Annotated in this window: 9 protein-coding genes; 4 read left to right on the top strand and 5 right to left on the bottom strand. The window is 64.3% G+C overall.

What is annotated here, in order from left to right; all coding sequences use genetic code 11:
• Both ACN0X9_RS07690 and ACN0X9_RS07685 read right to left on the bottom strand, forming a co-directional pair.
• A partial coding sequence (locus tag ACN0X9_RS07690) for a nitrilase-related carbon-nitrogen hydrolase (protein WP_417487028.1) occupies positions 1-513 on the bottom strand: 513 nt, incomplete at its 3' end.
• Positions 510-2,570 (bottom strand): S9 family peptidase, encoded by a 2,061-nt coding sequence (locus ACN0X9_RS07685; protein WP_417487027.1) that lies wholly within the window; start codon positions 2,568-2,570, stop codon positions 510-512. The genes ACN0X9_RS07685 and ACN0X9_RS07690, both read right to left, overlap by 4 nt.
• Before the next feature lie 277 nt (positions 2,571-2,847).
• On the opposite strand from ACN0X9_RS07685, the gene ACN0X9_RS07680 reads away from it, so the two are divergent.
• From ACN0X9_RS07680 to ACN0X9_RS07670, 3 genes are all read left to right on the top strand, one after another.
• The gene (locus ACN0X9_RS07680; RefSeq protein WP_417487026.1) at positions 2,848-5,367 is read left to right on the top strand and encodes a TonB-dependent receptor; all 2,520 of its coding nucleotides are present in this window, start codon (positions 2,848-2,850) and stop codon (positions 5,365-5,367) included.
• Positions 5,368-5,542: 175 nt separating this feature from the next.
• On the top strand, positions 5,543-6,592 hold the full coding sequence (locus ACN0X9_RS07675; protein WP_417487025.1) for a hypothetical protein: 1,050 nt from the start codon (positions 5,543-5,545) through the stop codon (positions 6,590-6,592).
• A gap of 3 nt (positions 6,593-6,595) precedes the next feature.
• Positions 6,596-7,249 carry a hypothetical protein gene (locus ACN0X9_RS07670; protein WP_417487024.1) on the top strand — a complete coding sequence of 218 codons (654 nt, stop codon included), beginning with the start codon at positions 6,596-6,598 and terminating at the stop codon, positions 7,247-7,249.
• Positions 7,250-7,276: 27 nt separating this feature from the next.
• Here the strand turns inward: ACN0X9_RS07670 and ACN0X9_RS07665 are convergent, their stop codons facing one another.
• From ACN0X9_RS07665 to ACN0X9_RS07655, 3 genes are all read right to left on the bottom strand, one after another.
• Positions 7,277-7,756: a CC0125/CC1285 family lipoprotein gene (locus tag ACN0X9_RS07665; protein WP_417487023.1), complete on the bottom strand. Its 480-nt coding sequence runs from the start codon at positions 7,754-7,756 to the stop codon at positions 7,277-7,279.
• Between the two features lie 671 nt (positions 7,757-8,427).
• Positions 8,428-10,584 (bottom strand): methylmalonyl-CoA mutase, encoded by a 2,157-nt coding sequence (scpA, locus tag ACN0X9_RS07660; protein WP_417487022.1) that lies wholly within the window; start codon positions 10,582-10,584, stop codon positions 8,428-8,430.
• Positions 10,581-12,023, bottom strand: a complete 1,443-nt coding sequence (locus ACN0X9_RS07655) for a methylmalonyl-CoA mutase family protein (protein ID WP_417487021.1) — start codon at positions 12,021-12,023, stop codon at positions 10,581-10,583. The genes scpA and ACN0X9_RS07655 overlap by 4 nt, the downstream gene beginning before the upstream one ends.
• Before the next feature lie 156 nt (positions 12,024-12,179).
• Here ACN0X9_RS07655 and ACN0X9_RS07650 point away from each other — a divergent pair, with 156 nt between their 5' ends.
• Positions 12,180-12,911 carry a DUF2793 domain-containing protein gene (locus ACN0X9_RS07650; protein ID WP_417487020.1) on the top strand — a complete coding sequence of 244 codons (732 nt, stop codon included), beginning with the start codon at positions 12,180-12,182 and terminating at the stop codon, positions 12,909-12,911.
• Positions 12,912-12,919 lie beyond the last annotated feature (8 nt).

Genomic DNA, 12,919 nt, shown 5'->3' with positions numbered 1-12,919 from the left:
GGGCAGGACGATATTGTGCTCCCAGCATTTGAGCCCGGACAGGCGGCCATAGGGGCGTTGGCGGACCACCAGACCTTCCGCGTCACCATCGGCCCAGACCGAGCGCTCGTGATGGGTCGGCTTCAGCTTGCGGTGCCGCCCCATGACGTCACCATCCCTCGAGATGAAGACGAGGCTGGCATAGATCGAGCTCTCGGTGGCCGGATCGAGTTCGGCGATTCCGATCACCACATCTGTCCCCGCCGCTCGGGCGGACTTGCAGATTTGCGCGATTTCCGGCCCGTCCAGACGCACGGCCTGTTCGAGATACAGCGCGGCGGCCTCCCACCACAGATCGCCCAGGGGCGCTTCGATGAAGAAGGGATAGCCGGGCAGCCAGGTTTCGCCGAAGGCCGCCACGCTCGCGCCATTCCGTCCAGCCTCTTCAATCAGCTCGCAGGCCTTTTCGGTGGAGGCCTGCCGGTCGAAGACGATCGGCGCGGCCTGGATGGCGGCGAGTTTGAACCCGGTCATGGTGTCTGCGGCGCAGATCGGGTTGCGGCGCCCGGATCATGCTCCTCGAACCAGCGCAGGATCTCGGCGACCTTGGTCAGGAGCCGGCTCGGGCGCGAGTTGGAAATGCCGTGGAAGCTGTCCGGGATGATGACCAGACGCGTCGGCACATTGTTGAGATGGAGCGCCGAGTAATACTGCTCGGTTTCGGCCCGCGGCGTGCGGACATCAGCGCCGCCGACCATCATCAGGGTCGGGGTGGTGACATTACCCACCAGGGACAGCGGCGACCGGCGCCAATACTCGTCCGGATCTTCCCAGGGCGGGCTGGCGAACCAGTAGCGGTAGAAGAATTGCGGCAGGTCGGAATAGAGCACGAAGCTGGCCCAGTTGATCACCGGCTTGACCGAGGCCGCTGCGGCGAAACGGTCGGTATTGCCGATGATCCACGCGGTCAGCAGCCCTCCGCCGGAGCCACCGGTCACGAATAGCCGGTTTTCGTCGATGAAGCCGCGGTCCAGCATGTGATCCACGCCGCCCATCAGGTCGTCATAGTCCTCCCCGGGATAGGCGTGGTGGATCAGATTGGCGAAGTCGTAGCCATAGCTCGTCGACCCGCGCGGGTTGGTGTAAAGCACGACATAGCCTGCGGCGGCCATCAGCTGGAGTTCGGCGGAGAAGGTCGGACCGTAGGCGGTGAACGGGCCGCCATGGATCTCCAGGATCATCGGCCAGCTGCCGGTTGGATCGAAATCGGGCGGATAGAGTGCCCAGCCATGAATCTCGCGCCCGTCCGCCGGGGAGGACCAGCTGACGGCTTCGGCCGGTGACAGCGCGACGCCTGCGAGCGCGTCACTGTTGAGGTCGGTCAACAGGCTGCGGTCACCGTCGGCGGTGACCAGCGCCAGCTCGGCGGGTTGTTGCGCCGAGCCGGTGGTGAACACCACGTCGCCATTTGCCGAGACAGCGAAGTCGCCGCCGGTATAGGGGCGTCCGAAAGTCGGCCCGATCAGTCCCTCGGCGACGATGCGCAGATGGCCTTCCAGGTCGACAAATCCGACCCGCGTCGTGCCGCGGTCATCGAACTGGACGTAGAGGCCGGAGCTGTCGGCCGCCCATTGGGGATTGGCGACCGTTCGATCGAGCGTCGCCGTCAGCGAGCGGGCCGTGCCGCCATCACTCGGAACGAGGTATAATTCGGTGTTGTGATAGCCCATGCGGCGATCATTGAAGCCGAGATAGGCGATCCAGCGTCCGTCCGGAGAGGCGCGCGGTGATGCGTCCGGTCCGGTTCGGTCGGTCAGTTGGGTCACCGTGCCGGTCGCGATATCGAGACGGTGCAGCTCGCTGTCGGGCGCCAGCTGGCCCAGCTGTTGCCGCCGGTCTGCCGAGAAGATCAGCGCGGTGCCGTCGCTGGACCAGACAAAGTCGCCCGATCCTCCCAGCCCGTCATTACTGAGCAGGGTGGTCGTGCCGGTCCGCAGGTCGATCATGTAGAATTGCTGCACGCCTGGCGGAATGTTGCCGGCGCCGTCGAGCCGGAAAGTGAGCCGGTTCTCGACAATGGCAGACGCTGCGCGTTCGGCGTTTTCGCCCGCTGTCGGCAAGTTTGCCGGGACCGGCCCGGGCAGTTCCTTGAACATTGACCAGGCGAGGCGGGTCCCGTCCGGAGACCAGGCCAACCCTCCCGGTGCGCCCGGCAATTCCGTCACCAGCGTATCGTCGCCATCGCGGCTGCGGGTGCGCAGGCTAATCCCGGTGCCATCCGCCTGGGTATAGGCGAGCGTCTGGCCGTCGGGCGACCATAGTGGTGATCCGTTTGTGTCTGTGGCGGCGCTCAGAGGCCGGTGCTCGGTCCCGTCGGCGCGGATCAGCCAAATTGAAGATCGGGTCTGGTCGCTTCCGGCGTCGTTTGTACGGCGCACATAGGCAATCTGGCGACCATCGGATGTGATGCTGGGGGATGATGCGGCTTCAAGCTCGAAAACCAGTTCTGGCGTCAGGGGTGTTGCCGCTTGTCCGCATGCTGTGCCTGCGAATGCCATTGCCGCAAGCAGGCCCGCTATCGGTTTGATCACAAACAATCTCCGTCTTTCTCATGGCGACCGGGTCGGGCCACTCTGCCATCCATCTCACAGGTGCGTCACAATTCTGTGCCCTGACTGCAACAGCTGTTTAAAAAGTGTCGTTTTTCGAGCCTCCGGTGCGGATTTCCGTGTGGGCAGGGCAGCAATTGTGCTTCACCCGTGATCGCAATTCGATCAAGTTGGGATCGAATGATGGGGTATCGCCCTGTCGGCCGCACCAAAAAAGAGCGACGGCAAGACCGTCGACTCAACGGGAGGAAGTTAGAGTATGTCATCCACCAAACGCACACTTCTGTTCGCAGCTGCTTCGGCAATCGCACTGACCGGCGCTCAAGCCGCCGCTCAGGACAGCCGCTCTGTCGACGTCATCACCGTGACCGCGCAAAAGCGTGAACAGGGTATCCAGGATGTTCCGGTTGCCGTGACAGCCTACAATGCCGAGCTGCTGCAGAACGCCGGCGTCCGTGACCTGAAAGACCTCGCCGTTATCGCGCCGGGCATCAATGTCACCTCGACCTCGAACGAATTCATCACCACCGCCCGCATCCGCGGCATCGGTACTGTCGGTGACAATCCGGGTCTGGAATCATCGGTGGGCATCGTGATCGACGGTGTGCCGCGCGCCCGCAACGGCGTTGGCTTCAACGATCTCGGTGAGCTGGAGCGCATCGAAGTGCTGCGTGGCCCGCAGGGCACGCTTTTCGGCGCCAACACCTCGGCCGGCATCATCAATGTCGTGACCAAGCGTCCGGAATACGAGTTCAGCTCGCACGCTGAACTGGAATATGTCGCCGGCTCCGAAGAGGGCTATGGCGTTGCTGGTGGCTTCACCGGTGGTGTGTCCGACAATCTGGCAATGCGCGTTTTCGGCGCCTACCGCGAGCGTGACGGTTTCCAGACGGTCGAAACCCTGGGCGGCCCGCGTACCGAAGACCGCGATGGCGATCAGGACTACTTCACCCTGCGCACGCAATTCCTGCTCGACTTCAGCGAGAATGTCAGCCTGCTCCTGTCGGGTGACTACACCAAGCGCGAAGAGTTCTGCTGTGGTGCGCCGAGCCTCGTCTCGGGTCCGACCGCTGCGGCGATCAACGCCCTGGTCCCCGGTGGCCGCCCGCTGGCCGGTTCCGAGGACCCGTTCAGCCGCGTGATCCAGGCCAACCGTGACACCGGTCAGAACATCATCGACCACGGTTACAGCGGTGAGCTGAACTGGGAGTTCGACAATTTCGACATGACGGCGATCGTTTCGGACCGCAGCTACAGCCTGCGCTCTGGCCAGGACACCGACTTCACCGGTGCCGACATTGTCTTCCGCGATGCATCGAACAACACCTTTGATTTCGACAACACCACCTTCGAGCTTCGCTTCTCCGGCGAAGGCGAAAACGTCGATTGGCTGTTCGGCATGTACTTCTCGGACGAAAACCTCGTCCGCGGCGATGCCATCCAGATGGGCAATGTGTTCGAACCCTATCTCGGCCTGCTCGGTGGCAGCCCGACCCTGGTCACCGATCTGGCCAATGGTCTCGGCTTCACCTTCATTCCGGGCTTCGCCGGCCTTGCTCCGGGCACCGGCGCCCCGCTTGGCGGTGGCAACCCGTTGGGTGACACCTTCACCCAGCAGGGTGAGAGCCTGAGCTTCTTCACGCACAACACCTGGCACGTGCTGGAAAACACCGACATCACCTTCGGTCTGCGTCACACCAGCACCGACAAGGAAGCGACGTTCGACTTCGCAGATAGCTCCGTGCCGGCCTGTGATGTCTGGGAAGCCGTGTTCGGCGATGCGCTGGACTTCTCGACCCCGACCAACCAGGCCATCCTGAACGGCTTCTCGCTGGGTTCGGGCGTGCCGGTGGCCGACCTGGTGACCTTCGGTACCTTCACCTGTCTGCCGTTCTCGCGTGATGTCTACTCCCAGATCGACAACACCCAGTCGCTGGAAGAAAACCAGCTCTCCGGCCTGCTCTCTGTCTCGCACCGCATCAATGACGACTTCCTCGTCTACGGTACGTTCTCGCGTGGCTACAAGGCCGGTGGCTTCAACCTCGACCGCTTCACCCAGGCGGGTTCTTCGGCGGTTGATTTCCAGTCCGTCCTGGCTGACCCGACCTCCTATCCGGCCCGTTTCGATCCGGAAGTTGTCGACAGCGTCGAGCTTGGTTTCAAGACCGAATGGTTCAACGACACGCTGCTGGCCAACCTCTACCTGTTCAGCTCGGACTTCGAGACCTACCAGCTGAACACGTTCAACGGCATCGGCTTCTTCGTCACCTCCATCGACGGTGCGTCGACCCAGGGTGCTGAAGCGGAAATCCTGTGGTTGCCGGAAAGCATGCCGGGCCTGACCGTGCAGGGTGGTGTCACCTACGCCGACGCGCGTTATGACAACTTCGCACCGACCGGTACGGCTGACGTTGACCGCCTGTCCGGCCAGAACTTCTCGCTGGCTCCGGAATGGTACACCTCGGCTTCGGTGTCCTACACCGGTCAGCTGGAAGGCGGCATGAACTGGCTTGCCCACCTCGATGGTCGCTGGATGTCCGAGCAGAATACCGGCTCCGACCTCGATCCGGAGAAGATGCAAGACGGCTACATGGTCTTCAATGGCCGCGTCGGTCTCAGCGCCGAGGACGAAGCCTGGTCGCTCGAGCTGTGGGGTCGCAACCTTCTGGACGAAGAGTATGTCCAGGTCGGCTTTGACGGTCCGTTCCAGCCGGGTTCCTTCAACGCCTTCCTCGGTCAGCCGCGCACCTACGGTCTGACCCTGCGGATGCGCAACTAGACACACGGGCAATCGTGACAGGAAGGGCCGGGGCGCAAGCTCCGGCCCTTTTTGCATGCGGGGATGCGGTTTGCCCTATGGAGGTCACTGACCTTTAATGCTATTTCGGAAGTGGACGCGGGCCTTCAATTTGCCGTTTTCCGGTGATTTCTGGCCGCATTCGATGGAAGATTTCATGCTTGACCACGCTATGACCCCTCGCATTCGCAAAACGGTCCTGATGGCGGCCGGACTTATTGTCCTGGCGGCCGTCATCCTGTTCTCCTTCGGTCCGTTTTCCGTTGGCTCGATCGAGGCTCGACTGGCAGCCGGTGCCCGTGAAGCGCTTGATTCGCGCGGCCATGACTGGGCCAGCGTTCGCATGGATGGGCAGCGCGCCATCCTGACCGGAGCGGCGCCGGATGCGGAAGCGCGTGATGATGCTATCGCGACTGTCCTGACATCAAGCTGGAGTGGCGGCGTGGTCGCCGGCGGTGTCACACGCGTTATCGACGAAACGATCGAAGCCCGACTGCAAGCGGGCTTCGTTTTTCGCGCCGATGTAGCCACAAACGGACGGGTCCTGATCCGTGGCGATGCGACTGACGCCGGAGCGCGCGATGCGATTGCCCGCTATGCCAGCGCCAATTTCCCCGGAGGCGCCGATACCGACCTGACCCTGGTTCCGGGCGGCTCGGCCTCGCCGGACTGGGAAGAGGCGGCCAAGCGCTTGCTGGGCCAGCTGGCACGTCTGGATCGTGGTGCCTTGGTATTGCGCGGCGAGCAGGGGGCGCTGGTCGGTGAGGCGTCCAATCCACAGATTGCTCGGTCGGTGACGCAGATTCTGCAGGCCATGCCTGAGCCGTTCCGTGCGGCGACGGTGGTCACGCCCGCCGGTGCTCCGGCGGAGGTTCGGGTCGAGGATGTGGCGGCGTGCTCGGCGGTGATCCTCGCCGCTCAAGGCACTGAAATGCCGCGCTTCGAGCGCGCAGGTGCCACGCCCAGCCCATTCACCTCGGTTGCCTTGCGACGGGTCGGACGCATGTTCGCCGCCTGTCCGGCCGATGCGGCGCTGACGGTATCCGTCCGCCGCAGCACCGATGATGCCGCGCTGGACGAGGCTCGTATTGCTGCCGTGACCGGGCTGGTCACCAATGTCACCGCGGAGGATCCGCGTGTTTTCGTGGTCCTGACTGATCGTCAGGACGACGCCATATCATTTGCAATCTCGACGCTTGAGGGCTGAGGCATGTTTTACCTGATCTGGGAAATGGGGATTTTGTTGCTGCTGGCGGTCGGGTTCGGCGTCTTCGTCGGATACCAGCTCTGGTCCGGCGATGCCCGCAGCGCCGAGGCCGATGCCGCGATCGCCGAGAATGCCCGCCTGAGACAGGAAAACGAGAATCTGGCCCGCCGACTCGGCGAGGCCGAGGCGCAGGCCCGAGTCGCCGCACCCGATCCGACCCCGGCCCGTGTCGAGGCCCCGGAAATCGCCATGCCTGAAACCGTCGTGCGCGAAGCTGTTGCCGCCACGCCGGTGCCAGCGAAACCGAAAACCGCCGCCAGGACGGTCAAGGCAAAACCCGTTACCGAGGCGAAACCGGCTGCCAAACCCAAAGCCGCTGCGAAGTCGAAATCGCCGGCCAAACCTGCCAAACCTGCCAAACCTGCCAAACCGGTCAAACCTGCCAAACCTGCCGCCGCGACGGGTGATGATCTTGGCTCGATCAAGGGGCTTGGCCCCAAGGCCGCTGCCGCGTTGAAAGCCGGTGGTGTGACCTCGGTCGCCCAGGTCGCTGCCTGGACCGAGGCGGATATCCAGCATTGGGATTCGGCGATCAATGGTCGTGGCCGCATCGTGCGCGATGACTGGGTCGGCCAGGCGAAGAAACTGGCCGGCTGACCGGTTTCCCAGGCGCTGTCAGCCGACTCAGGACCGGGTCAGATTGGCCAGCACGTCGCGGGCGTCATAGGCATGCGGGTCTTGCGGCAGCGGACCCGAGCGCACCAGGATCTCGATCGAGACTGACTTTTCGCCGGCATCCCCATCAAAATGCAGCCCGACCCCGACGCCCCGGGAGGAATAGCCTCGTGAACCGGACGAGATGCTGACACCGGTCGAGACCCCGACCGGGTTGCGATCATTGCCATCCACATCATGGCTCGTCACCAAAAACCAGTCGCCATCATTTTCGAGCGTGATTTCGGCGGCGCGGCGCAGGGCCATGTTCTCGGCCTCGTCAAAACCCATATCCGCGCCCGCTTCAAAGCGGACCCGGAAGCGGTCCTGTTCAATCCTGGTGTCTGTATAGCCCCGGTCGCCATCGCCGGCGGGCGCATAAACGGACGGGCTGCTGGCGCAAGCGGTGAGCGTGGCGGCAAGGATGAGGCAAGCAAGAACCGGTCGCATCGCTGTCTCCTGAGCATGATGACAGCGCAGGGTGACACAGGCCGACTGACAGGTCGATGAAGGACGAATGTAGCACGCCAGGTATATGTCCCTCGGCAATGTTCACGGCGTCTCGTCTTCGCGCGCGATTGCGCCGAAGGCTGGGAGGGAACGGGATGTCGGCGGACACCGGGGTGTCCTGTTGGTGGTCTGCGGTGTCCGTGATGTCCTCGACATCCCGTTCGCGAAGATTTCCCGGACGCTCTCGCGACCGATTCCAATGCGTCAGGTAGATGGGGTCGGTCGTTTAGTGCCCCGCGACCTGGTCGCACGCCCTGCCGGAGTGTCGGGATGTCATCCCCGCACGCGGACAGGCTCCGCTCGCTTCCGGGCACAAGTGACTGAGCTCATGCCTACCGTCCCGAAAACCGAGGGCATTATCGCCTAGCTGGTAGGGGGGGGGATAAGTTCTCTAATTTTTTTGCTGCCAGACGCCTTCCCTCTCCCTTGGGAGAGGGGCAGGGTGAGGGGTAAATCCCGGTGCCAGCAAGAGTTTCCCCCCTCATCCGGCCTCCGGCCACCTTCTCCCAGGGGAGAAGGAAAGGGGTGCACAGCGGGGATAAGTTTTGTCGGGAAGGTCGTCCCGCTGCGCGCACCACCACCTCGCCCTTCAATGGTGAGGACCGGCTGCCTCAGTTGTCCTCCAACTCCATCCCCATGCGCTCCAGCAGCACCAGGGCACTGTCGGCGATCACGGTGCCGGGCGGGAAGACGGCGGCGGCGCCCATCTGGCGCAGGACCGGTTCGTCATCGGGCGGGATGACACCGCCGACGACGACGAGAATGTCGTCGCGGCCGCGCTGGCCGAGGGCGTTGCGCAGCTCCGGCACAAGGGTCAGGTGACCGGCGGCGAGGGACGAGGCGGCGGCGGCGTGGACCTTCTCGGCGACAGCGAGGTCTGCGGCTTCTTCCGGGGTCTGGAAGAGCGGTCCGACGACGACTTCCCAGCCGAGATCGGCATAGGCGGAGGCGACCACTTTCTGGCCGCGGTCATGACCGTCCTGCCCCAGCTTGGCGATCAGGATTTTCGGCTTTTCGCCGAAGCGCGCCTCGAAAGCTTCGGCGAGCGAGCGGGCCTTCTTCACCCGGTCATCATCACCGGCGACCTCGCCATAGACGCCCTTGACCGTCTTGATCCTGGCGACGTGACGGTTGAAGGCGGTTTCCATGGCGTCGGAAATCTCGCCCACCGTGGCCTTGGCGCGCGCGGCATCGACCGAAAGCGCCAGCAGATTGCCCTCGCCGGTACGGGCGGCTTCGGCGAGAGCGTCCAGCGCGGCCTTGAGGGTCTTGGGGTCACGTTCGGCGCGCAGGCGCTCCAGCTTCTCGATCTGTTGCTTGCGGACCAGATAATTGTCGACCTTGAGGACGGGCACATCCTCTTCCTCGTCGAGGCGGAACTTGTTGACGCCGGTAATGGTTTGGCGACCGCTGTCGATCTGGGCCTGGGTGCGGGCGGCGGCTTCCTCGATTCGCAGTTTGGGAATGCCGGCCTCGATGGCCTTGGCCATGCCCCCCAGTTCGTCGACCTCGGCAATATGATCGAGGGCGCGGGCGGCGAGATCATGGGTCAGGCGTTCGATATAATGAGAGCCACCCCACGGGTCGATCGCGTCGCAAAGATGCGCTTCGCCGGCCAGTAATAGCTGGGTATTGCGGGCGATGCGGGCGGAAAAATCGGTTGGCAGGGCGAGGGCTTCATCCAGCGAGTTGGTGTGCAGGGACTGGGTGTGACCGTCCACCGCCGCAATCGCCTCCAGCGCCGTGCGGCCGACATTGTTGAACACGTCCTGCGCCGCCAGCGACCAGCCGGAGGTCTGGCAATGGGTGCGCAGGCAGATCGACTTGTCGGACTTGGGATTGAAGCGTTCCTTGACCAGCTTGGCCCACAGCAGGCGCGCCGCGCGCAGCTTGGCGATCTCCATGAAGACATTCATGCCGATGCCGAAGAAGAAGGACAGGCGCGGCGCGAAGGTGTCGACATCGAGCCCGGCATCAATCCCGGTCTGGATGTATTCCAGCCCGTCGGCGATGGTGTAGGCGAGTTCCAGGTCGGCCGGAGCGCCGGCCTCCTGCATGTGATAGCCGGAGATCGAAATCGAGTTGAAACGCGGCATGTGCTCGGAGGTGAATTCGAAAATATCCGAAATGATCCGCATCGAAGGCGCTGGCGGGTAGATATAAGTATTGCGAACCATGAACTCCTTGAGGATGTCGTTCTGGATCGTCCCCGAGAGTTGTTCCGGCTTCACGCCCTGTTCCTCGGCGGCGACAATGTAGAGCGCCATGATCGGCAGGACGGCGCCATTCATCGTCATCGAGACCGACATCTGGTCGAGCGGAATGCCGTCAAACAGGGTGCGGGTGTCATAGATCGAATCGATCGCCACCCCGGCCATGCCGACATCACCGGCGACGCGCGGATGGTCACTGTCATAACCGCGATGGGTGGCCAGGTCGAAGGCGACCGAGAGGCCTTTTTGGCCGGCCGCCAGATTGCGGCGGTAAAAGGCGTTGGAGTCTTCGGCTGTCGAGAAACCGGCATATTGCCGGATCGTCCACGGGCGCTGGCCATACATGGTCGGGTAGGGGCCACGCACGAAGGGCGCGGCGCCGGGGACGCTCCCCAGGAAGTCGATGCCGTTACTGTCCTCGGCGCGGTATTGCGACTGGACCGGGATGCCTTCAGCGGGCGTCCACGGCTCGCGGGACCCCGAGCCGGGGCTGCGGGCGTCGCCCAGTTCGATGGCGGTAAAGTCGGGGGCGGTGGTGTGGGTTGAATGGGTCATTGGGCCGCCTCCATCTCAGCTTCAAATCGCGCGGCGAAACGCGTCGCAACAAGTGCATCCTCCGGCGCGTCAAGATCCGGCCAGACGCCATCGGTCTCGACAGGTCGCGGATCGGGGTCCTCGTATTGCGTCACACCGAGGATCTGCGCCTGACCGCCCGCAATACGGGCCAGCGAGGCCTCGCGCGATCTGGCGATCTCGCCCTGTAGCCAGCCTGTGGCAAAGGCGTCGACCAGCCCGCCGCGGCGGTCGATTTCCTGGAACAGGGACCAGGCCGATTGCGCCAGGCTGTCAGCCAGGGTCTCGTGCAGGTAGGAGCCGGCCGCCGGATCGGTGACCTTGCCGAGATGGCTTTCCTCGGCGAGCAAGATGTGAAGATTGCGCGCGACCCGCCGGGCAAAGCCGGTCGGGCGGCCGATCGCTTCGGTCAGCGGCCGGACGGTGATGGCGTCGGCGCCGCCAGCGGCTGCCGCAAAACCGGCGCAGGCATTGCGGATCAGATTGGTCCAGGCGTCGCGGGCCGAGAGCATGCGAGCGGCGGTTGTGACATGCAGCGACAGGCGCCGCGCCTCGCCGGTGGCGCCGAAGCTTTCCGCGATGCGGGCAAAGATGCGGCGCGCCGCACGCAGCTTGGCGATGGTGAGGTGGATATCGGCATCGGCGGCCAGACGCGCCTCGATGGCTTTGGCGGCGGTGTTGGCGTCGAGCCCGGTTTCCATCATCAGGCGCATATAGGTCGCAGCCGAAGCGGCCATGATGGCCAGTTCCTGGCTCTCGCTGGCGCCGGCCTCGAACATGTGGGCGGCATCGCAGCGGAAGACCTTGAGATTGGGGAAGGCGGCCTGGGCCAGTTCGGTCAGGGCGGCGGCCTTGGGGAAGCAGTCCTCGTCCAGCTCTATGCCCTGCCGGGCGGCGCGCTCGACCGGGTGCAGGCCGAGACCGCCGCTGACCAATTCGCCGTCGATGCGGCGACGGGCAAACAGGGTCAGCAGCAGGTGGGCGTGGTGACCCTGTCCGCCCAGACTGTCGAGATGGATCGGGGCGAGGGTGAGGTCGACGCCTTTCAGCGCCGCATCCAGCATTTCGATCTCATTGGCCTTGAGGCCGAACTGACCTGCCGGATCGAGCCGTAGCTCAAGTTCGGAGACGCCGCCCATCAGATCATCCAGCGCGGCGGTATTGGCCGCCTCGGGCGAGGCTTCGACCAGGGTCTGGCGGATACCCCAGGGCAGGTGGATATCACGCGGAGCCGCGTCGACAGCATGGCTGCCTTCCGGACGGGCGAAAAAGGCCGGTCCGCGAGTGATGCCGTCAATCGTGGTGCGGCCGAGCGTGTCGTCGAAATCAGCGCCGCGCAGGGCTTTTTCGGCCAGGGGCGTCCAGCTGGCCGGCGTCTGGGCCGGGAAATCCCCGGCGAGGGCGCGGATAGTGTCAGTCATGCCCGGAATCCTCGATCTTCGTGGTGTCTTTGTGCGGCGGAGAGAAAGCGCGCACGGCGCGTGCGTCAAGTGGGTCACTGAAGCGAGGACAGTGTGGCTGCTTATCCCCGCTTCCCCATCTTGCCACAGACTGGCGGGCCAGCGAGGAGAAACCCCATGTCCCAGACCAGCCCGACACTCGACCTGCCGCTTGTCATGCCGGCCCAGGCGCAAAAACATGTCACCGTGAACGAGGCACTGATGCGGCTCGACGCCCTGGTCCAGGCCGTTGCGGAAAGTCGCAGCGTGACGGCGGAACCGGCGACGCCGGCCGAGGGGGCTGCCTGGATCATCCCGGACGGGGCCAGCGGTGAGGCCTGGTCGAGCCTGGAGGCCGGCGATATTGCCGTCTGGCGGGACGGATACTGGACCGCTTTTACTCCGGCCGACGGCTGGCGGGTATCCGTCATTGATGAGCAGGCCAGCCTTTTCTGGGACGCTGCCAACGCCCGCTGGCGGCCCGCGCCATCCGATACGGTCCTGACGCAAGGGACTGGCGGTGCCGCAACCCGCGCCCTGATTATCGAAGACACCCTGACCGGGCTGAGCGGATCGGTGGTGGCGAGCTCGGTCGTCATTCCGGCCCGGGCGGTGGTCTTCTGCGTATCGGTGAGGACCGTTTCAGCGATCACCGGCGCAAGCTCGTTCGATTGCGGCCTGTCCGGCGAGCGCACCAAGTTCGGCGGCTCGCTGGGCATTTCACAAGGCGCCAGCAATCTGGGCGTGATCGGCCCGACGGCCTTCTACGCAGATACGCCGATCGAGCTGGCGGCCAATGGTGGTGATTTCACAGGCGGCGAGGTCGCCATCGCGATCCACGCCTGGATGCCGGTCGCGCCGGACGCCTGACCCGCTCA

The organism is Maricaulis sp. (genome assembly GCF_048268525.1).
Lineage (GTDB): Bacteria > Pseudomonadota > Alphaproteobacteria > Caulobacterales > Maricaulaceae > Maricaulis.
This window is presented reverse-complemented; position numbering and strand designations above follow the sequence as displayed.